This window comes from Pseudomonas protegens, assembly GCF_003363755.1.
GTDB lineage: Bacteria > Pseudomonadota > Gammaproteobacteria > Pseudomonadales > Pseudomonadaceae > Aquipseudomonas > Aquipseudomonas danubii.
This window is the reverse complement of record NZ_CP031396.1, coordinates 3,485,069-3,504,830: the sequence shown is the minus strand read 5'-3', so window position 1 is coordinate 3,504,830 and position 19,762 is coordinate 3,485,069. Positions and strand designations below refer to the sequence as shown.

The window sequence follows — 19,762 nt, the reverse complement described above, 5'->3', positions numbered from 1 at the left end:
AAGAATGGCTAAGGTATTCGCGATAGCGAACCAGAAAGGTGGCGTGGGCAAGACCACCACCTGCATCAACCTCGCAGCATCCCTGGTAGCGACCAAGCGCCGGGTGCTGTTGATCGATCTCGATCCACAGGGCAACGCCACCATGGGTAGCGGTGTGGATAAACACGGTTTGGAAAACTCGGTCTATGACCTGCTGATTGGTGAATGCGACCTGGCCCAGGCCATGCACTTCTCCGAACACGGTGGTTATCAATTGCTGCCGGCCAACCGCGACCTGACGGCCGCGGAAGTGGTGCTGCTGGAAATGCAGATGAAGGAAAGCCGTCTGCGCAGCGCCCTGGCGCCGATTCGTGAAAACTACGACTACATCCTGATCGACTGCCCGCCGTCGCTGTCGATGCTCACCCTCAACGCCCTGGTGGCCGCCGATGGGGTGATTATCCCCATGCAGTGCGAGTACTACGCGCTGGAAGGCCTGAGCGACCTTGTGGATAACATCAAGCGTATCGCTGAACTGCTCAACCCCGAGCTGAAGATCGAAGGCTTGCTGCGTACCATGTTCGACCCGCGCCTGAGCCTGATGAACGATGTTTCCGCGCAGCTCAAGGAACACTTCGGCGATCAGCTGTACGACACCGTGATTCCGCGCAACATCCGTTTGGCCGAGGCGCCGAGCTACGGCATGCCGGCATTGGCGTACGACAAACAATCCCGTGGCGCGCTGGCCTACCTGGCCCTGGCGGGCGAGATGGTTCGCCGGCAACGTAAACAATCGCGCGTCGCAGCCGCCCAGCCAACTTAAGGAATCCCCATGGCCGTCAAGAAACGAGGTCTCGGACGTGGACTGGATGCACTGTTGAGTGGTCCGACTGTCAGCGCACTGGAAGAACAAGCGGTGCAGGCCGACCAGCGTGAGTTGCAACACCTGCCTCTGGACCTGATCCAGCGTGGCAAGTACCAGCCACGCCGGGACATGGACCCGCAGGCACTGGAGGAACTGGCCAACTCGATCAAGAGCCAGGGTGTGATGCAGCCGATCGTGGTCCGTCCCATTGGTGGTGGTCGTTTCGAGATCATCGCCGGTGAACGCCGCTGGCGCGCCAGCCAGCAGGCCGGCCAGGAAACCATCCCGGCGATGGTCCGCGATGTACCGGATGAAACCGCTATCGCCATGGCGCTGATCGAGAATATCCAGCGCGAAGACCTCAATCCCATCGAGGAAGCGGTGGCCCTGCAGCGCCTGCAGCAGGAATTTCAGCTGACTCAGCAACAGGTCGCCGAAGCGGTGGGCAAGTCCCGCGTCAGTGTGGCCAACCTGCTGCGCCTGATTGCCTTGCCTGAGGTAATCAAGACCATGCTGTCCCACGGCGACCTGGAAATGGGTCATGCCCGTGCCTTGCTCGGATTGCCGGAAAATCAACAGGTTGAAGGGGCGCGACACGTTGTCGCACGAGGTCTCACTGTACGTCAGACCGAGGCACTGGTTCGCCAGTGGCTGAGCGGCAAACAGGAGCCTGCTGAACCGGTCAAGCCAGACCCGGATATCGCCCGTCTCGAGCAGCGCCTGGCCGAGCGCCTAGGCTCTGCGGTGCAGATTCGTCATGGGAAGAAGGGCAAGGGACAGTTGGTGATCGGCTATAACTCCCTGGATGAGCTGCAAGGCGTCCTCGCTCACATTCGCTGAAACATTTCCTCATGTAGCGCGCAGTCGGAAATCACTACCCGGCAGTTGAATAGGGGCTGAACCGCCCCTATACTCTGCGCGCATTTTGTCGGCACAAATTATGCCAAGTTATTGAATTCTGGCGGCCGACCCTTGAGGAGCAAGAGCGATGGAAACCCGCACGCCAAACCGCTTGCCGTTTCATCGCTTGGCGGTTTTTCCGGTTTTATTGGCTCAGTTGGTCATTCTGCTGATAGCCGCTCTGGCGCTCTGGCAATGGCGTGGAGTCGTTGCCGGGTACTCAGGCCTTTGCGGAGGACTGATAGCCTTGCTACCCAATGTGTATTTCGCTCACAGGGCATTTCGGTTTTCCGGCGCTCGAGCGGCCCAAGCCATAGTCCGGTCTTTTTATGCCGGTGAGGCGGGCAAACTGATTTTGACGGCGGTGCTGTTTGCACTGACGTTCGCAGGTGTGAAGCCATTGGCGCCGCTGGCTGTATTCGGCGTCTTCGTGCTGACCCAACTGGTCAGCTGGTTCGCTCCCCTGCTAATGAGAACAAGACTTTCGAGACCTTAGGGCGTTTGAGGCAACCATGTCAGCAGAAACAACCGCTTCGGGCTATATCCAGCACCACTTGCAGAACCTGACCTTCGGTCAGCTACCCAATGGGAGCTGGGGCTTTGCCCACTCCGCAGCAGAAGCCAAGGAAATGGGCTTCTGGGCATTCCACGTCGATACCCTCGGCTGGTCTGTCGCACTGGGTGTGATCTTCATTCTTCTGTTCCGCATGGCGGCTAAGAAGGCGACTTCCGGCGTGCCGGGCGCTTTGCAGAACTTCGTTGAAGTCATGGTTGGCTTCGTCGATGGCAGCGTGAAGGACAGCTTCCACGGTCGCAGCCCGGTGATCGCACCGCTGGCGCTGACCATTTTCGTCTGGGTGTTTCTGATGAACGCCATCGACCTGGTACCGGTGGACTGGATTCCACAACTGGCCATGTTGATCTCGGGCGATCCGCACATTCCATTCCGTGCCGTATCCACCACTGACCCGAACGCCACCCTGGGCATGGCCCTGTCGGTATTCGCGCTGATCATTTTCTACAGCATCAAGATCAAGGGCATCGGCGGCTTCATCGGCGAGTTGACCCTGCATCCGTTCGGCAGCAAGAACATCTTCGTTCAAGCGCTGCTGATTCCGGTGAACTTCCTGCTGGAATTCGTGACCCTGATTGCCAAGCCGATCTCTCTGGCACTGCGTCTGTTCGGCAACATGTATGCCGGCGAACTGGTGTTCATCCTGATCGCTGTGATGTTCGGCAGTGGTCTGCTGTGGCTCAGCGGCATGGGTGTGGTTCTGCAATGGGCGTGGGCTGTGTTCCACATCCTGATCATTACCCTGCAGGCCTTTATCTTCATGATGCTGACCATCGTCTACCTGTCGATGGCGCACGAAGAGAACCATTAAGACCAGTCTCGACTAGTCTGATGTCCCTCTCGTTGCGGCGAGAGGGGGCCCGTCTCGGGCTCGATGAAACGATTTGTTTTACCGCTTTAATCTAAAAAACCTAAACCATACGACGTAAAAGTCGGGAGGAAAGATGGAAACTGTAGTTGGTCTAACCGCTATCGCTGTTGCACTGTTGATCGGCCTGGGCGCACTGGGTACCGCAATTGGTTTCGGCCTGCTGGGCGGCAAGTTCCTGGAAGGCGCTGCGCGTCAACCAGAAATGGTTCCAATGCTGCAAGTTAAAATGTTCATCGTTGCCGGTCTGCTCGACGCCGTAACCATGATCGGTGTTGGTATCGCTCTGTTCTTCACCTTCGCAAACCCCTTCGTTGGTCAACTCGCTGGCTAATCACTCGAGTATTCGAGTTGATTGGTGTGACGGACAACGAACGAGCGAGGTGTTGGCGTGAACATTAATGCAACCCTGATTGGCCAGTCCGTTGCGTTCTTAATTTTTGTATTGTTCTGCATGAAGTTCATTTGGCCTCCGGTCATTGCTGCTTTGCACGAACGTCAAAAGAAGATCGCGGATGGACTGGACGCTGCCAGCCGAGCAGCTCGTGACCTGGAACTGGCCCAAGATAAAGCGGGTCAGCAACTGCGCGAAGCTAAAGCTCAGGCAGCTGAAATCATTGAGCAAGCCAAGAAGCGCGGTTCTCAGATCGTCGACGAAGCCCGTGAACAGGCTCGTGTCGAAGCTGAACGTGTGAAGGCTCAGGCTCAGGCCGAGATCGAACAGGAACTGAACGGTGTCAAAGACGCGCTGCGTGCCCAACTGGGTAGCCTGGCCGTCAATGGCGCAGAGAAGATCCTGGGTGCCACAATCGATCAAAACGCGCACGCAGAGCTGGTTAACAAACTGGCTGCTGAAATTTAAGCGAGGGCGATCATGGCAGAACTGACCACGTTGGCCCGACCTTACGCTAAGGCGGCCTTCGAGCACGCTCAGGCCCACCAGCAGCTGGCCTCTTGGTCAGCCATGCTCGGCCTGGCTGCAGCGGTGTCACAAGATGACACCATGCAGCGCGTGCTTAAGGCCCCGCGACTGACGAGCGCAGAAAAGGCCAACACTTTTATCGAAGTGTGTGGCGACAAGTTTGATGCACAGGCACAGAATTTCATTCACGTTGCCGCCGAGAACGACCGTCTCCTGCTGTTGCCGGAGATCGCCGCTCTGTTCGACCTGTACAAGGCCGAGCAAGAGAAATCGGTGGATGTGGATGTAACCAGTGCGTTCGCATTGAACCAAGAACAGCAAGACAAACTCGCCAAGGTTCTCAGTGCACGGCTCGGCCGGGAAGTGCGACTGCACGCTGCGGAGGATGCCAGCCTTATTGGTGGCGTCGTAATCCGCGCCGGCGACCTGGTTATCGATGGCTCGATTCGCGGCAAACTCGCGAACCTTGCCGAAGCATTGAAATCTTGAGTTTGAAGGGGCAGCAGAGCAATGCAGCAACTCAATCCTTCCGAAATAAGTGAAATTATCAAGGGCCGCATCGACAAGCTCGATGTGACCTCCCAAGCCCGTAACGAAGGCACTGTCGTCAGCGTATCTGACGGCATCGTGCGGATTCACGGTCTGGCCGACGTCATGTACGGCGAGATGATCGAGTTTCCGGGCGGCGTCTACGGTATGGCCCTCAACCTGGAGCAAGACTCCGTAGGTGCCGTTGTATTGGGCGCGTACACCAGTCTGGCTGAAGGCATGAGCGCCAAGTGCACCGGCCGCATCCTCGAAGTTCCGGTTGGTAAGGAACTGCTGGGTCGCGTAGTCGACGCACTGGGTAACCCAGTTGACGGCAAAGGTCCGCTGAACAACACCGAGACCGATGCGGTCGAGAAAGTTGCTCCAGGCGTGATCTGGCGTAAGTCGGTAGACCAGCCTGTACAGACTGGCTACAAGGCTGTCGATGCCATGATCCCTGTCGGCCGTGGCCAGCGTGAGCTGATCATCGGTGACCGTCAGATCGGTAAGACCGCTCTGGCGATCGACGCGATCATCAACCAGAAAGACAGCGGCATTTTCTGCGTCTACGTAGCGATCGGTCAGAAACAATCGACCATCGCCAACGTGGTTCGCAAGCTGGAAGAAAACGGTGCCCTGGCTAACACCATCATCGTTGCTGCCAGTGCTTCCGAATCGGCTGCACTGCAGTTCCTGGCACCGTACTCCGGTTGCACCATGGGCGAATACTTCCGCGACCGCGGTGAAGACGCGCTGATCGTTTATGACGATCTGTCCAAGCAAGCAGTGGCTTACCGCCAGATTTCCCTGCTGCTTCGCCGTCCACCAGGCCGTGAAGCCTACCCAGGTGACGTGTTCTATCTCCACTCCCGTCTGCTGGAGCGCGCTTCCCGCGTTTCCGAAGAGTACGTAGAGAAGTTCACCAACGGCGCAGTGACTGGCAAGACCGGTTCCCTGACCGCTCTGCCGATCATCGAAACCCAGGCTGGCGACGTTTCCGCGTTCGTTCCGACCAACGTGATTTCCATCACCGACGGTCAGATCTTCCTGGAATCGGCCATGTTCAACTCCGGCATCCGTCCGGCTGTGAACGCCGGTGTTTCGGTATCCCGTGTGGGTGGTGCCGCTCAGACCAAGATCATCAAGAAGCTGTCCGGTGGTATCCGTACCGCTCTGGCTCAGTACCGTGAACTGGCGGCATTCGCCCAGTTCGCTTCTGACCTGGACGAAGCGACCCGTAAGCAACTTGAGCATGGTCAGCGCGTTACCGAGCTGATGAAGCAGAAGCAATATGCGCCGATGTCCATCGCCGACATGTCCTTGTCCCTGTACGCCGCTGAACGTGGCTTCCTGACGGACGTCGAGATTGCCAAAGTTGGTAGCTTCGAACAGGCCATGATTGCTTACTTCAACCGCGATCACGCCGACCTGATGGCGAAGATCAACGTGAAGGGTGACTTCAATGACGAAATCGACGCTGGCCTGAAAGCCGGTATCGAGAAGTTCAAAGCCACCCAAACCTGGTAAGCCGCAGCGGGAGCCGCAAGGCTCCCGCTTGCTAACCTGATAGGTGTTACATGGCAGGCGCAAAAGAGATTCGCAGTAAGATTGCGAGCATCAAAAGCACGCAAAAAATTACCAGCGCCATGGAAAAAGTGGCGGTCAGCAAAATGCGCAAGGCACAAATGCGCATGGCTGCTAGCCGTCCTTATGCGGAGCGCATCCGCCAGGTTATTGGTCATCTGGCCAACGCCAACCCGGAATATCGTCACCCGTTCATGATCGACCGTGCTATCAAGCGCGTCGGTTACGTTGTGGTGAGCAGTGACCGTGGTCTGTGTGGTGGCTTGAACACCAACCTGTTCAAGGCCCTGGTCAAGGACATGGCGGTAAACCGCGAACAAGGCGTCGAGATCGATCTGTGTGTGGTCGGTAGCAAGGGTGCGGCCTTCTTCCGCAACTTCGGCGGTAACGTCGTTGCAGCTATCAGCCATCTGGGTGAAGAGCCGTCGATCAATGACCTGATTGGCAGCGTCAAGGTGATGCTGGATGCGTACCTGGAAGGCCGGATTGACCGCCTGTCCGTGGTATCCAACAAGTTCATCAACACCATGACCCAGCAGCCGACCGTGGAGCAGTTGATTCCACTGGAGGCAACCCCGGATCAAGAACTCAAGCACCACTGGGACTATCTCTACGAACCGGATGCCAAGGAGCTGCTGGACGGCTTGATGGTCCGTTACGTGGAGTCGCAGGTCTACCAGGCGGTGGTCGAGAACAACGCAGCTGAACAAGCGGCGCGGATGATCGCAATGAAGAACGCTACCGACAACGCCGGTGATTTGATCAGCGATTTGCAGCTGATCTACAACAAGGCGCGTCAGGCTGCGATCACCCAAGAGATCTCGGAAATCGTCGGCGGCGCTGCCGCGGTTTAACGGTTCAAATATTCAGAGGATCCAGCTATGAGTAGCGGACGTATCGTTCAAATCATCGGCGCCGTTATCGACGTGGAATTTCCACGCGACAGCGTACCGAGCATCTACGACGCCTTGAAGGTTCAAGGCGCCGAAACCACTCTGGAAGTTCAGCAGCAGCTGGGCGACGGCGTGGTGCGTACCATTGCGATGGGCTCCACCGAAGGCTTGAAGCGCGGTCTGGACGTCAACAACACTGGCGCAGCCATCTCCGTACCGGTCGGTAAAGCGACCCTGGGCCGGATCATGGACGTACTGGGCAACCCAATCGACGAAGCCGGTCCTATCGGTGAAGAAGAGCGTTGGGGCATCCATCGTCCAGCTCCTTCCTTCGCAGAACAGGCAGGCGGCAACGACCTGCTGGAAACCGGGATCAAGGTAATTGACCTGGTTTGCCCGTTCGCCAAGGGCGGTAAAGTCGGTCTGTTCGGTGGTGCCGGTGTAGGCAAGACCGTAAACATGATGGAACTGATCCGTAACATCGCCATCGAGCACAGCGGTTATTCCGTGTTCGCCGGTGTGGGTGAGCGTACTCGTGAGGGTAACGACTTCTACCACGAGATGAAGGATTCCAACGTTCTGGACAAGGTTGCTCTGGTCTACGGCCAGATGAACGAGCCACCAGGAAACCGTCTGCGCGTAGCGCTGACCGGCCTGACCATGGCCGAGAAGTTCCGTGACGAAGGTAACGACGTTCTGCTGTTCGTCGACAACATCTATCGTTACACCCTGGCCGGTACCGAAGTATCCGCACTGCTGGGCCGTATGCCTTCCGCAGTAGGCTACCAGCCGACCCTGGCTGAAGAGATGGGCGTTCTGCAAGAACGTATCACTTCGACCAAGCAAGGCTCGATCACCTCGATCCAAGCGGTATACGTACCTGCGGACGACTTGACCGACCCGTCGCCAGCGACCACCTTCGCCCACTTGGACGCCACCGTCGTTCTGTCCCGTGACATCGCTTCCCTGGGTATCTACCCAGCGGTAGACCCACTGGACTCGACTTCCCGTCAGCTGGACCCGAACGTGATCGGCAACGAACACTACGAGACCGCTCGCGGCGTTCAGTACGTACTGCAGCGTTACAAAGAGCTGAAGGACATCATCGCGATCCTGGGTATGGACGAACTGTCGGAAGCCGACAAGCAGTTGGTATCCCGCGCTCGTAAGATCCAGCGCTTCTTGTCGCAGCCGTTCTTCGTGGCTGAAGTCTTCACTGGTTCTCCAGGCAAATACGTTTCCCTGAAAGACACCATCGCTGGCTTCAAAGGCATCCTCAACGGTGACTACGACCACCTGCCAGAACAAGCGTTCTACATGGTCGGCGGCATCGAAGAAGCGATCGAGAAAGCCAAGAAACTGTAATCCCGGCGCCCGGCAACGGGCGCTAATTTAGGTTGAGGCAAGCAGATGGCTATGACAGTCCATTGCGATATCGTCAGCGCGGAAGGGGAAATCTTCTCCGGTCTGGTGGAGATGGTGGTTGCGCACGGTGAACTGGGTGATCTTGGTATCGCTCTGGGTCACGCACCGCTGATCACCAACCTGAAGCCAGGTCCGATCCGCTTGATCAAGCAGGGCGGGGAAGCCGAGGTGTTCTACATCTCCGGTGGTTTCCTCGAGGTTCAGCCGAACATGGTCAAGGTTCTTGCCGATACCGTGCAACGCGCTGCCGACCTGGACGAAGCCTCCGCTCAGGAAGCCGTCAAGGCTGCTGAGAAGGCCCTGAATGAAAAAGGCGCAGATTTCGACTACGGTTCTGCTGCTGCACGTCTGGCCGAGGCCGCAGCTCAGCTGCGTACCGTCCAGCAGATCCGCAAGAAGTTCGGCGGCTAAGTCGCAGGCTTTCTGTGTGATTGATTAAAAAGGGTAGCCTCGGCTACCCTTTTTATTTTCCGCCATTCACCCCCCTTGGTCGCAGTCGCCGGCCCCCCAGGATTGGTAGCCAGTCATGTCTCTCGAAATCGTTATCCTCGCCGCGGGTCAAGGCACTCGTATGCGCTCGGCGCTGCCGAAGGTGCTTCACCCGGTCGCCGGCAACTCCATGCTCGGGCATGTTATCCACAGCGCCCGGCAACTCGACCCACAGCGGATCCACGTGGTGATCGGTCACGGCGCGGACGCGGTGCGTGAGCGCCTGGCGGCCGATGACCTGAATTTCGTGTTGCAGGACAAGCAACTGGGCACCGGCCACGCGGTGGCCCAGGCTGTACCTTTCATTACCGCCGACACGGTGCTGATCCTCTATGGTGATGTGCCACTGATCGAAGTCGAGACCCTGCAGCGCCTGCTCAAGCAAGCGGGACCTGAACAACTGGGCCTGCTCACCGTCGAGCTGGATGACCCGACCGGCTATGGGCGCATCGTCCGTGACGCCAGTGGCAAGGTCACCGCCATCGTCGAGCAGAAGGATGCCAATGAAGCCCAGCGCGCGATCACCGAAGGCAACACCGGGATTCTCGCGGTGCCCGGCAAGCGCCTCGGCGACTGGACCGGCCGCCTGTCCAACAACAACGCCCAGGGCGAGTACTACCTCACCGACGTGATTGCCATGGCAGTCAGCGACGGCCTGATTGTCGCCACCGAGCAGCCCCACGACGCCATGGAAGTGCAGGGCGCCAACGACCGCAAGCAACTGGCCGAGCTGGAGCGCCACTACCAGCTACGCGCCGCGCGCCGGCTGATGGCCCAGGGCGTGACCCTGCGTGACCCCGCGCGTTTCGACGTGCGCGGCGAAGTCACGGTCGGCCGCGACGTGCTGATCGACATCAACGTGATTCTCGAAGGCCGAGTGGTGATCGAGGACGACGTGGTGATCGGTCCCAACTGTGTGATCAAGGACAGTACCCTGCGCAAGGGCGTGGTGATCAAGGCCAACAGCCACCTGGATGGCGCGGTACTGGGCGAGGGCAGCGATGCCGGCCCGTTCGCTCGCCTGCGTCCCGGCACCGTGCTGGAGGCCCGTGCCCATGTGGGTAACTTTGTCGAACTGAAGAATGCCCACCTGGGCCAGGGCGCCAAGGCCGGTCACCTGACTTACCTGGGCGACGCGGTGATCGGTGCCCGCACCAACATCGGCGCTGGCACCATCACCTGCAACTATGACGGGGTGAACAAGCACAAGACTGTCATGGGCGAAGACGTGTTCATCGGGTCCAACAACTCCCTGGTGGCACCTGTGGATATCTTGTCCGGTGCTACCACGGCCGCCGGCTCCACCATCACCCAGAACGTAGCGCCAGCCCAACTGGCAGTGGGTCGGGCCCGGCAGAAGAACATCGACGGCTGGAAGCGGCCGGAGAAGATCAAGAAAGACTGAGGTTATCCACAACCGCGGCGGACCTGTTCGCCGGTCAGCCAGCTCCTATGTTCAGCGGTAGGGGCTGGCTGAATGTGGATAACTTCCCACCCAACAGCAGCGTTTTTTTCACCTCCCCCGCTTGACGAAGTTTCGATCATAGGTTTTTATTGCGCCTGTTATCTTTCGAATCGAAACTTAAGCCGCCATGTCGAAGCGCAATACCCCCCAACGCCGCCACAATATCCTTGCCTTGCTCAATGAACAGGGCGAAGTGAGCGTTGATGCTTTGGCCAAGCGTTTCGAAACCTCTGAAGTTACGATTCGAAAGGATCTGGCCGCTCTGGAAAGCAATGGCTTGCTACTGCGTCGTTACGGCGGCGCCATCACCATGCCTCAGGAACTGGTCAGCGATCTTGGCCAGCCGGTGTCCCTCTACAAGCAGGCGATTGCCCGGGCCGCGGTACAGCGCATCCGGGAACACGCACGAATCATCATCGACAGTGGCAGCACCACCGCCGCCATGATTCCCGAACTGGGCCAGCAACCCGGCCTGGTGGTGATGACCAACTCGCTGAATGTGGCCAACGCCCTGAGCGAGCTGGAGCACGAACCCGTGCTGTTGATGACTGGCGGCACCTGGGACCCCCATTCCGAATCCTTTCAGGGCCAGGTGGCTGAACAGGTTCTACGCTCATACGACTTCGACCAGCTGTTTATCGGTGCCGACGGCATCGATCTGGCCCGCGGCACCACCACCTTCAACGAATTGCTGGGGTTGAGTCGGGTCATGGCCGAAGTGGCTCGTGAAGTGGTGGTGATGGTCGAATCCGACAAGATCGGCCGCAAGATTCCCAATCTGGAGCTGCCATGGAGCAGCGTCCATACCCTTATTACCGATGATCGCCTGCCCTTTGAGGTCCGCGACCAAATCCAGGCCCGCGGCATAACTCTGATTTGCGCGGCTGTCAGCTAGGAGAAAAACCATGTGTGGAATTGTTGGCGCCGTTGCTGAACGCAATATCACCGCCATTTTGCTGGAAGGCCTCAAGCGTCTCGAATACCGCGGCTATGACAGCGCCGGTGTGGCGGTCTACACCAACGCCGGCAAGCTCGAGCGCATGCGTCGCCCGGGCAAGGTCAGCGAACTGGAACAGGCCCTGGCCAGCGAGCCGCTGGTTGGCCGCCTGGGCATCGCCCACACCCGCTGGGCCACCCACGGCGCGCCGTGCGAGCGTAATGCCCACCCGCATTTCTCCGGCGACCTGGCGATCGTGCACAACGGCATCATCGAGAACCACGAAGCCCTGCGCGCGCAGCTCAGCGCCCTGGGCTATGCGTTCACCTCGGACACTGACACCGAAGTCATCGCCCACCTGCTGAACCACAAGCTCAAGGACCTGGGCGACCTCACCGTGGCGCTCAAGGCCACCGTCAAGGAACTGCACGGTGCCTATGGCCTGGCGGTGATCAGCGCTAGCCAGCCGGACCGCCTGGTGGCAGCCCGCAGCGGCAGCCCGCTGGTGATCGGCCTGGGCCTGGGGGAAAACTTCCTCGCCTCCGACCAGTTGGCCCTGCGCCAGGTCACCGACCGCTTCATGTACCTGGAAGAAGGCGACATCGCCGAGATCCGCCGCGACAGCGTGCAGATCTGGGACATCGACGGACAGGCCGTGGAGCGCGAAGCAGTGCAGTACCGCGACGGCGCCGAAGCGGCGGAGAAGGGCGAGTTTCGTCACTTCATGCTCAAGGAAATCCACGAGCAGCCATCCGTGGTGCAGCGCACCCTGGAAGGCCGCCTGAGCGCCAATCAGGTGCTGGTCCAGGCCTTCGGTCCGCAAGCCGCCGAGCTGTTCGCCAAGGTGCGCAATGTGCAGATCGTCGCCTGTGGCACCAGCTACCACGCCGGCATGGTGGCCCGTTACTGGCTGGAAGAACTGGCCGGCATTCCGTGCCAGGTGGAAGTGGCCAGCGAGTTCCGTTACCGCAAGGTGGTGGTGCAGCCTGACACCCTGTTCGTGACCATCTCCCAGTCCGGCGAAACCGCCGATACCCTGGCGGCCTTGCGCAACGCCAAAGAGCTGGGCTTCCTGGCCAGCCTGGCCATCTGCAACGTTGGCATCAGCTCCCTGGTGCGTGAGTCCGACCTGACCCTGCTGACCCAGGCCGGTCGCGAAATCGGCGTGGCCTCGACCAAGGCCTTCACCACCCAACTGGTGGGCCTGCTATTGCTGACCCTGTCCCTGGGCCAGGTACGTGGCACCCTGGCCGCCGGCGTCGAAGCCGAGCTGGTAGAAGAACTGCGCCGCCTGCCGATCCGCCTGGGTGAAGCCCTGGCCATGGACGGCGTGGTGGAGAAGACTGCCGAACTGTTCGCCGACAAGCACCACACCCTGTTCCTCGGCCGTGGCGCCCAGTACCCGGTAGCGATGGAGGGCTCCCTCAAGCTCAAGGAGATTTCCTACATCCACGCCGAAGCCTACCCGGCCGGCGAGCTCAAGCACGGTCCCCTGGCGCTTGTGGATAACGACATGCCGGTGGTCACCGTGGCGCCGAACAACGAGCTGTTGGAAAAACTCAAATCCAACCTGCAGGAAGTGCGTGCCCGTGGCGGCGAGCTGATCGTGTTTGCCGACGAACAAGCCGGCATGACCAATGGCGAAGGCACCCACGTGATCCAGATGCCGCACATCCACGACATCCTCTCGCCGATTCTCTACACCATCCCGCTGCAACTGCTGTCCTACTACGTTGCCGTGCTCAAGGGCACCGACGTCGACCAGCCGCGCAACCTGGCCAAGTCGGTGACCGTGGAGTGAGTTATCCACAGCTGTCTGCCAGGCAGCTGTGAACCCATCACCCAGAAAGTCCCGGCTTGTGCACAGGCCGGGACTTTTTATTGAGCTGTGGAAAACCTATGAAACTGCGTTTGATTTATGGATGGACGCTGGTCCTGATGCTGGTTGTCCTGCTGCTGGGCGGGCTGACTCCGGTGCTGTCCAACAGCCTGTTGCTGCTCAAGGACCGGGCCAACTTCATTCCCGCCGAGTCCTCCATCTGGACCTTCGAGCCGACCCTGATTAATCAGGGTTCTTCTTCCTATTGGTTGTACGGGGAAGATCGGCACTACTACTTCTATTTTTCCTACGCCGAAGATCAGCCTTACCGACTGATTGCCAAGAACAACCCGTGCCCGGGATTCGATCGGCACGATGTCGGCACCTGGTGTATCCCCTGAAGCCCGGGCCCTGGATTATGCTGCTGGCTCGCGGCGTTCATCGGGCAGGCGCTGGCAGTTGAGGTAGGGCATGGACAGGTTCCAGGAAATGCAGGTGTTCGTTTGCGTCGCTCAGGAGCAAGGCTTCGCTGCTGCCGCTCGGCGCCTGAGTCTGTCGGCCGCCAGTGTGACCCGAGCCGTCGCCGCGCTGGAGCAGCGCATCGGCACTCAGTTGTTGATCCGCACCACCCGCAGTGTGCATTTGAGCGAAGCCGGGCAAGGCTACCTGGAGGATTGCCGGCGCATTCTGGCCGAGGTCCAGGACGCCGAGGCTTCGGCCGCCGGCATCCACGCCCAGCCCCGGGGTCAATTGACCCTGACTGCGCCGGTGCTGTTCGGTGACCTCTTCGTCACTCCACTGCTGGTGCGCTACCTGCAACGTTATCCACAGGTCAACGTCAACGCTCTGCTGCTGGACCGGGTGGCGAGCATGGTGGAGGAGGGCATCGACGTGGCGATACGTATCGGCGAGTTGCCCGACAGTGGCCAGCACAGCGTCCGAGTCGGCGAGGTGCGCCGCGTTGTCTGCGCCGCGCCGGAGTTTCTTGCCGTCCACGGCCGTCCCCAGCATCCCGATGACCTGCGCCAGGCGCCGGTGATCGCGCCGTCGTCCGTGGGCCAGGCGCGCAACTGGCAGTTCAACGATGCCGGTCGGCCCTTGAGCATTCGGCCCGAGCCGCGGTTGCTGGTCAGCGCCAATCAGGCGGCCATCAGTGCCGCCTGCCTGGGCTTGGGCCTGACCCGAGTGCTGTCCTATCAGGTCGCCGACCAGGTCGCGGCGGGGCAGTTGGAAATTGTCCTCCAGGCCTTCGAGCTGGCGCCCTTGCCGATCCATGTGGTGTACCAGGGCGGGCGCAAGGCGCCGGCGCGGGTGCGCAGCTTTGTCGACTTCGCCGTACAGGCTTTGCGTGAGCATCCATCGCTCAATCCTTGATCAGCGTTGTTGCGCTGGATGAAAGGATGGATTGCGATTTCTGGTGATTCTGTTGTTTTTTCCCAGGGATCAAGATGGGGCTCCCAGCGCGGCACTTCGACCGCGCCTCGTTCGCGGAGTCGACCATGTCTCAGCCACCTATCAAGTTCTACAACTTTCCCCGTTCCGGGCATGCCCATCGGGTCGAGCTGATGCTGTCCCTGCTGGACCTGCCCAGCGAAACCATCTTTGTCGACCTGGCCAAGGGCGCCCACAAGCAGGCGGACTTCCTCGCCCTCAACGTCTTTGGCCAAGTGCCGGTGATCGACGACCAGGGCGTGGTGCTGGCCGATTCCAATGCGATCCTGGTGTATCTGGCCCAGCGTTATGGTCAGGGCCGCTGGTTGCCCAGCGATCCGGTGGGCGCGGCCCAGGTGCAGCGCTGGCTGTCGGTGGCGGCGGGGCAGATCGCCTTTGGACCGGCGGCGGCGCGGTTGATCACGGTGTTTGGCGCCTCGTTCAATGCCGAGGAAGTCATCGTCCGTGCCCACGCGCTGCTCAAGATCATGGATCAGGAGCTGGCGAGCCGGCCCTTCCTGGTAGGGCAGCAGGCGACCATTGCCGATGTCGCGGGCTACAGCTACATCGCCCACGCCCCGGAAGGCAACGTGTCCCTGGACGCTTACCCCCATGTACGGGCCTGGCTGCAGCGTATTGAAGCCTTGCCCGGCTTTGTCCCCATGCCATCCACGGCGGCGGGTTTGAAAAGCGCCTGAAGAGCCACTCTGCGGAGGTCACCACATGAGCACGCATTCACCTTGGCATGCCGGCGAACGGCAATTGCAGCTCCAGGCAGGGGTGGCCGAGCGCATGGAAGCCTTCGGCGCCAAAGTCATCCGTGCGGCCATGCCCGAGCAGCACCAGCAGTTCTTCGGACAACTGCCGTTCATCCTGGTGGGCGCGGTGGATGCCCACGGCGATCCCTGGGCGAGCCTGCTTGAAGGGCCGCCCGGTTTTGCCCAGGCCCCGCAAGCCAACCTGCTGCGCCTTGCCAGCCTGCCGGCCGCCGATGATCCGCTGCAGTTGCAGGAAGGCGCGGCAGTGGGCCTGTTGGGGATCGAACTGCATACCCGGCGACGCAATCGTCTCAACGGTCGTATCGACGAGCTCGATAGCCGAGGCTTTTGCCTCAGGGTGCAGCAGTCGTTTGGCAACTGCCCGCGCTACATCCAGTTGCGCGATCTGCAGCGGGTGCCCTTGAGCGATCCGGCCAGCCGCCCGGCCCAGCACCGACAGGACCTGGACCCGGCGGCCCGGGCCCTGATCGGCGCCGCCGATACCTTCTTCGTCGCCAGCTATGTCGATGTGGAGGGCCAGCGTGCGGTAGATGTCTCCCATCGTGGCGGCCCGGCCGGGTTCGTTCGGGTCGAAGGCAACTGCCTGACCATCCCGGATTTCGCCGGCAACCTGCATTTCAATACCCTGGGCAACCTGCTGCTCAATCCCCGGGCGGGCTTGCTGTTCATCGACTTTCACAGTGGCGAGTTGCTGCAACTCAGTGGGCGTACCGAAATCATCTTAGGCGGCCCGCTGCTCAGCACCTTCCAGGGCGCCGAGCGCGTGTGGCGCTTTACCGTGGAGCGGCTGGTGCGGCGGCCGGCAGCCCTGTCCCTGCGGGGCTTGTAACGGGCCCTGGGCGCCTGCAGAAAAAAGTCTTCGCCAGCGATTGCCGCCAGCCGCGGCCCTGCGTAGGCTGGCGCGATCTCAAGGTTGATCATCTGCAGAGCGCCCGGCACGCCGGGGCTTTGTTGCGTTAAAGGGAATCAACGATTCATGCTGCCCCGGGTCTTGCTCCGCCTCTTCGCCCTATTGCTTTGCCCGGTGCTGCTCAGCGCCTGCCGCCTCGAAGACGCCCCCCCTCTGGATCAACAACTCTACATCTGGCAACGGCAGTGGACGCCTGCCCACGCCGACGCTCTGGCCGGTTCCCGGGCCGACTTTTCCACAGCCCGGGTCCTGGCCCTGCAGGCTTTTCCACAGGCTGGCTGGAGCCGTGCGCGGATCGACGCCGGCTTGCTCAAGCAGGATGCCCGGCCGTTGATCGCGGTGATCCGCCTCGACGGGCAACTGCCGTCTCTGGATCAGGACGAGATCATCCGTCAGGTCCAACAACTGCTGACGGACTGGCAGGAGCAGGGCCTGACCCTGACCGGGATCGAGATCGACCACGATGCCGGCAGCGCGCGCTTGCCCGCCTACGCCAAGCTGCTTGAGCGCTTGCGGGCTGTACTGCCGAGCCAACTGCCCCTGAGCATCACCGCCTTGCCGGCCTGGCTCGACAGTCGTGAGTTGCCGGGCCTGCTAGCCAAGGTCGACAGCAGCGTGCTGCAGGTGCACGCCGTGAGTGATCCTCTGCAGGGCCTGTTCGATCCACGACAAGCCGAGCAATGGGCCCGGCGTTGGGCGCGCATCAGCGACAAACCCTTCTATCTGGCCTTGCCCGCCTACGGCGTCGCCTTGCTCCCCGCTGCCGAAGGCGCGCCCCTGGTGGAAAGCGAGGCGCCGCTGCGACGGCGTGGTCAGCGCCAGGAACTGATGGCCGACCCCGAGCAACTGAGCCAGTTGGCCAGGACCCTGCGCAACGACCCGCCGCCGCACCTGGCCGGTCTGATCTGGTTTCGCCTGCCGCTCAAGGGCGATGTGCGGGCCTGGAGCCTGGAGACCCTGCGGGCGGTGGCCCGGGGCGACGCCCTGGCCGGCCAACTGGGCATCCGCCTGGAGGAACAGGACGGCCTGTTCGACATCCGCTTGAGCAACGCGGGCAACCTCGATCGGCCCTTGCCTGAACAACTGACCCTGGCCGTTGCCCAATGCGACGGATTCGACGGGCTGGGCGGCTATGCCGCGCAGCTGCGCGACGGCCAACTGCGGTTGACCCGCCAACAGACCGGGCGTCTGGCCGCTGGCGCCAGTCGCGCTGTGGGCTGGGCCCGCTGTACAAAAATTGACCAAGGAGCTGCGCATGTTCGTCCCTAGATCCCGTCACCTGCTGTGCCTGAGCCTGTGCCTGCCCCTGGCTCCGGCCCTGGCCTGCGGACCGACTTTCCCCATGCGCCTGCTGGACGACCGCCCACAGACGCTGGCGCAGTTGCCCGAAGGCAGTTTCCAGTTCGAGATCAGCCGCCTGGGTCAGCCCATCGTCGGGCTCATGCCGGTCGCCAAGAATGGCTTCAGTGTCGATTACAGCCTGCCTGACAGCTATTCGGTGCAAGAGCGTAACTGGGCCGAACAGCAAGGGCTGGACCAGGCTCAGCAAACCCTGGTCGGCCAGCTGCGCAAGCTCAATGACGCGCGCGTGGCGGAGCAACAAGGGGCCAGCCTGCCGCTGGAGATCAAGCTCTACACCGCGGGCGCCGTGGCCTTCAGCGTCGGGGATCATGAGTTGGCGGCGGAGTATTTCCGCAAGGTGCTGGCGCTGCCCGCCGAGCAACGCGCCCTGCGCAGTACCTGGGCGGCCTATTCCCTGGGGCGGGCCCTGTCCTTTATCAGCGAGCAAGCCAACGAGCTGGACGATCAGGGCCGGCGCGACATGCGCCAGTCGTTCGCCCAGACCCGTCAGCTGAGCATCGACGCCTTCAGCGATCCCTTGAGCCTGGGCGTCGCCAGCCTGGGGGAGGAGGCCCGCATCCTCAAGGATCAGAACGACTGGAGCCAGGCCATCGATCTGTATGCCGTCCAGAACCAGCTGGGTTCGGAGGTCGGCTACAGCTCCCTGAAGCAGGTGGTGGGCGAATTGAGCGGCCTGCCGGACGCGCAATTGCTGGAGCAGCTCAAGCATCCTTCCGTAGCCCGCTTGCTCACCGCTTCATTGATCTCCCATCAGGGCTGGTCCTTCGGCGAGCGGCCCGAGTCGGAGGTGAAACTGATCAAGCTGCTGAGCCAGGGCACTGCGGGCAGTTTCGACAACGCCGACCGGCTGGCGGCGCTGAATTACCAGAATGGCGATTTCACCACCGCCCAGCGCTTGCTCGAGCATGCCGGCGATGGCGGCCTGGCCTGGTGGCTGCGGGCCAAGATGGCCCTGCGTGATGGCGACAAGGCGGCTGCTGCCGCCGCATACGCCAAGGCCGCCGCGGCCTTCCCCCGCGACGAGAGCTGGGGCTTTCGCGGCGATTACGACGGCAATTACGAAGACCTCAAGCCCGGTTGCCGGGTCGAAGGCGAAAGCGCCCTGCTGGCCCTGGATCGTGGCGACTACGTGCAAGCCTTCGAGCTGCTCTACCGCAGCGGCGACATCTACTGGCACGACGCAGCCACGGTGGCGGAGCGGGTGCTGACCCTGGATGAACTCAAGCAGTTCGTCGATACCCAGGTACCGGCACCGCCGCCGACGCCCAAGCAGCCGGACGCCTACTACGAAACCCTGCCGATTGCCGCCCAGGTGCGCGAATTGCTCGGCCGGCGCCTGCTGCGCGAAGGCCGCTACGAAGAGGGTTGGGGCTACTTCGACAGCCCGGAGCGCCAGGCCATCGCCAAGGCTTACGGTGAGTACCGGCGCAGCGCCGAGTCGGCCTGGTTGCCCACGCGCCGGGCAGAGGCCTATTACCAGGCCGGCAAGCTGGCCCGTGCCTCGGGCATGGAGATCCTGGGTTACGAAATGGGCCCGGACTATCACAGCCTCTGGGGCAGCTACAGCCTGGAGATCCCGCCGGTGCAGGCCGGGCCCTTTGTCAGCGCCGATGAAGTGCAGCGTCAGCAAGCCACCACCGCCGCGCCCGACGTGCGTTACCACTACCGCTACCTGGCCGGGGAGCTGGGCAACCAGGCCGCGGACTTCCTGCCTCACACCAGCCAGGCCTATGCCGCGGTGCTGTGCAAGGCGGCGCGCTGGACCCGGGGTAGCGATGCGGAGATCGCCTACTACCGGCGCTACGTGGAAAACGGCCCCTTTGTGGAGTGGGCCGGCAACTTTGGCATGAACTGCCAGGAGCCGGACTTCGGCAGCGCCAACAAGCGCTACCTGACCCAGTGGCTGGACGCATCCCGTTCCGCGGTGGCCGAGCACAGGCTGGTTGCTGGCGCCGGTGCCGGCGTGCTGCTGTTGGGGGCGGCCTACCTGTTCCGACGCCGCCGCGCGGTGCCCTCGCACAAGGCGACATAA

At 61.4% G+C, this 19,762-nt stretch carries 19 protein-coding genes and 1 pseudogene; all 20 read left to right on the top strand.

Annotated features, from left to right (window positions below):
* The first annotated feature begins 4 nt into the window (after positions 1-4).
* The 20 genes and pseudogenes from DWF74_RS15840 (at position 5) to DWF74_RS15745 (ending at position 19,762) form a co-directional block, all read left to right on the top strand.
* Positions 5-802 carry a ParA family protein gene (locus DWF74_RS15840; RefSeq protein WP_011064388.1) on the top strand — a complete coding sequence of 266 codons (798 nt, stop codon included), beginning with the start codon at positions 5-7 and terminating at the stop codon, positions 800-802.
* 9 nt (positions 803-811) lie between these two features.
* On the top strand, positions 812-1,684 hold the full coding sequence (locus tag DWF74_RS15835) for a ParB/RepB/Spo0J family partition protein (RefSeq protein ID WP_011064387.1): 873 nt from the start codon (positions 812-814) through the stop codon (positions 1,682-1,684).
* 148 nt (positions 1,685-1,832) lie between these two features.
* The gene (locus DWF74_RS15830; RefSeq protein ID WP_016964883.1) at positions 1,833-2,240 is read left to right on the top strand and encodes a F0F1 ATP synthase subunit I; all 408 of its coding nucleotides are present in this window, start codon (positions 1,833-1,835) and stop codon (positions 2,238-2,240) included.
* 16 nt (positions 2,241-2,256) lie between these two features.
* Positions 2,257-3,129 (top strand): F0F1 ATP synthase subunit A, encoded by an 873-nt coding sequence (gene atpB / locus DWF74_RS15825; protein WP_102862414.1) that lies wholly within the window; start codon positions 2,257-2,259, stop codon positions 3,127-3,129.
* A 133-nt stretch (positions 3,130-3,262) separates the two neighbouring features.
* The gene (gene atpE / locus DWF74_RS15820; RefSeq protein WP_002555987.1) at positions 3,263-3,520 is read left to right on the top strand and encodes a F0F1 ATP synthase subunit C; all 258 of its coding nucleotides are present in this window, start codon (positions 3,263-3,265) and stop codon (positions 3,518-3,520) included.
* Positions 3,521-3,577: 57 nt separating this feature from the next.
* Entirely contained in the window at positions 3,578-4,048 is a 471-nt protein-coding gene (locus tag DWF74_RS15815) for a F0F1 ATP synthase subunit B (protein WP_011064385.1), read from the top strand.
* Between the two features lie 12 nt (positions 4,049-4,060).
* Positions 4,061-4,597, top strand: a complete 537-nt coding sequence (locus DWF74_RS15810) for a F0F1 ATP synthase subunit delta (RefSeq protein WP_102862413.1) — start codon at positions 4,061-4,063, stop codon at positions 4,595-4,597.
* Between the two features lie 21 nt (positions 4,598-4,618).
* Positions 4,619-6,163, top strand: coding sequence for a F0F1 ATP synthase subunit alpha (atpA, locus tag DWF74_RS15805; protein ID WP_102862412.1), 1,545 nt, complete (start codon positions 4,619-4,621; stop codon positions 6,161-6,163).
* A gap of 50 nt (positions 6,164-6,213) precedes the next feature.
* The gene (gene atpG / locus DWF74_RS15800; RefSeq protein WP_011064382.1) at positions 6,214-7,074 is read left to right on the top strand and encodes a F0F1 ATP synthase subunit gamma; all 861 of its coding nucleotides are present in this window, start codon (positions 6,214-6,216) and stop codon (positions 7,072-7,074) included.
* Between the two features lie 27 nt (positions 7,075-7,101).
* A complete protein-coding gene (gene atpD, locus DWF74_RS15795) occupies positions 7,102-8,478 on the top strand; it encodes a F0F1 ATP synthase subunit beta (RefSeq protein WP_007924510.1) in 1,377 nt (458 codons plus the stop codon).
* 45 nt (positions 8,479-8,523) lie between these two features.
* A complete protein-coding gene (locus tag DWF74_RS15790) occupies positions 8,524-8,949 on the top strand; it encodes a F0F1 ATP synthase subunit epsilon (RefSeq protein WP_011064380.1) in 426 nt (141 codons plus the stop codon).
* Between the two features lie 115 nt (positions 8,950-9,064).
* Positions 9,065-10,432, top strand: coding sequence for a bifunctional UDP-N-acetylglucosamine diphosphorylase/glucosamine-1-phosphate N-acetyltransferase GlmU (gene glmU, locus DWF74_RS15785; protein ID WP_102862411.1), 1,368 nt, complete (start codon positions 9,065-9,067; stop codon positions 10,430-10,432).
* Positions 10,433-10,619: 187 nt separating this feature from the next.
* Positions 10,620-11,387: a DeoR/GlpR family DNA-binding transcription regulator gene (locus DWF74_RS15780; protein ID WP_102862410.1), complete on the top strand. Its 768-nt coding sequence runs from the start codon at positions 10,620-10,622 to the stop codon at positions 11,385-11,387.
* A gap of 10 nt (positions 11,388-11,397) precedes the next feature.
* Complete coding sequence (glmS, locus tag DWF74_RS15775; RefSeq protein WP_102862409.1) at positions 11,398-13,230, top strand: glutamine--fructose-6-phosphate transaminase (isomerizing); 1,833 nt, start codon at positions 11,398-11,400, stop codon at positions 13,228-13,230.
* 98 nt (positions 13,231-13,328) lie between these two features.
* On the top strand, positions 13,329-13,649 hold the full coding sequence (locus DWF74_RS15770) for a hypothetical protein (protein ID WP_102862408.1): 321 nt from the start codon (positions 13,329-13,331) through the stop codon (positions 13,647-13,649).
* 70 nt (positions 13,650-13,719) lie between these two features.
* The gene (locus tag DWF74_RS15765) at positions 13,720-14,622 is read left to right on the top strand and encodes a LysR family transcriptional regulator (protein WP_102862407.1); all 903 of its coding nucleotides are present in this window, start codon (positions 13,720-13,722) and stop codon (positions 14,620-14,622) included.
* 125 nt (positions 14,623-14,747) lie between these two features.
* Positions 14,748-15,377: a glutathione S-transferase family protein gene (locus DWF74_RS15760; RefSeq protein ID WP_115581264.1), complete on the top strand. Its 630-nt coding sequence runs from the start codon at positions 14,748-14,750 to the stop codon at positions 15,375-15,377.
* A gap of 25 nt (positions 15,378-15,402) precedes the next feature.
* Positions 15,403-16,278: pseudogene (locus tag DWF74_RS15755) on the top strand (pyridoxamine 5'-phosphate oxidase family protein); the annotation flags it as partial.
* A 156-nt stretch (positions 16,279-16,434) separates the two neighbouring features.
* Complete coding sequence (locus tag DWF74_RS15750; protein ID WP_115581262.1) at positions 16,435-17,637, top strand: DUF3142 domain-containing protein; 1,203 nt, start codon at positions 16,435-16,437, stop codon at positions 17,635-17,637.
* Positions 17,624-19,762: a hypothetical protein gene (locus DWF74_RS15745; RefSeq protein WP_115581261.1), complete on the top strand. Its 2,139-nt coding sequence runs from the start codon at positions 17,624-17,626 to the stop codon at positions 19,760-19,762. The genes DWF74_RS15750 and DWF74_RS15745 overlap by 14 nt, the downstream gene beginning before the upstream one ends.

Excerpts from the sequence above, each read along its gene's own strand:
- DWF74_RS15840 (WP_011064388.1), top strand. The coding sequence starts at position 5 with ATGGCTAAGGTATTCGCGATAGCGAACCAGAAAGGTGGCGTGGGCAAG.
- DWF74_RS15835 (WP_011064387.1), top strand. The coding sequence starts at position 812 with ATGGCCGTCAAGAAACGAGGTCTCGGACGTGGACTGGATGCACTGTTG.
- DWF74_RS15830 (WP_016964883.1), top strand. The coding sequence starts at position 1,833 with ATGGAAACCCGCACGCCAAACCGCTTGCCGTTTCATCGCTTGGCGGTT.
- atpB (WP_102862414.1), top strand. The coding sequence starts at position 2,257 with ATGTCAGCAGAAACAACCGCTTCGGGCTATATCCAGCACCACTTGCAG.
- atpE (WP_002555987.1), top strand. The coding sequence starts at position 3,263 with ATGGAAACTGTAGTTGGTCTAACCGCTATCGCTGTTGCACTGTTGATC.
- DWF74_RS15810 (WP_102862413.1), top strand. The coding sequence starts at position 4,061 with ATGGCAGAACTGACCACGTTGGCCCGACCTTACGCTAAGGCGGCCTTC.
- atpA (WP_102862412.1), top strand. The coding sequence starts at position 4,619 with ATGCAGCAACTCAATCCTTCCGAAATAAGTGAAATTATCAAGGGCCGC.
- atpG (WP_011064382.1), top strand. The coding sequence starts at position 6,214 with ATGGCAGGCGCAAAAGAGATTCGCAGTAAGATTGCGAGCATCAAAAGC.
- atpD (WP_007924510.1), top strand. The coding sequence starts at position 7,102 with ATGAGTAGCGGACGTATCGTTCAAATCATCGGCGCCGTTATCGACGTG.
- DWF74_RS15790 (WP_011064380.1), top strand. The coding sequence starts at position 8,524 with ATGGCTATGACAGTCCATTGCGATATCGTCAGCGCGGAAGGGGAAATC.
- glmU (WP_102862411.1), top strand. The coding sequence starts at position 9,065 with ATGTCTCTCGAAATCGTTATCCTCGCCGCGGGTCAAGGCACTCGTATG.
- DWF74_RS15780 (WP_102862410.1), top strand. The coding sequence starts at position 10,620 with ATGTCGAAGCGCAATACCCCCCAACGCCGCCACAATATCCTTGCCTTG.
- glmS (WP_102862409.1), top strand. The coding sequence starts at position 11,398 with ATGTGTGGAATTGTTGGCGCCGTTGCTGAACGCAATATCACCGCCATT.
- DWF74_RS15770 (WP_102862408.1), top strand. The coding sequence starts at position 13,329 with ATGAAACTGCGTTTGATTTATGGATGGACGCTGGTCCTGATGCTGGTT.
- DWF74_RS15765 (WP_102862407.1), top strand. The coding sequence starts at position 13,720 with ATGGACAGGTTCCAGGAAATGCAGGTGTTCGTTTGCGTCGCTCAGGAG.
- DWF74_RS15760 (WP_115581264.1), top strand. The coding sequence starts at position 14,748 with ATGTCTCAGCCACCTATCAAGTTCTACAACTTTCCCCGTTCCGGGCAT.
- DWF74_RS15750 (WP_115581262.1), top strand. The coding sequence starts at position 16,435 with ATGCTGCCCCGGGTCTTGCTCCGCCTCTTCGCCCTATTGCTTTGCCCG.
- DWF74_RS15745 (WP_115581261.1), top strand. The coding sequence starts at position 17,624 with ATGTTCGTCCCTAGATCCCGTCACCTGCTGTGCCTGAGCCTGTGCCTG.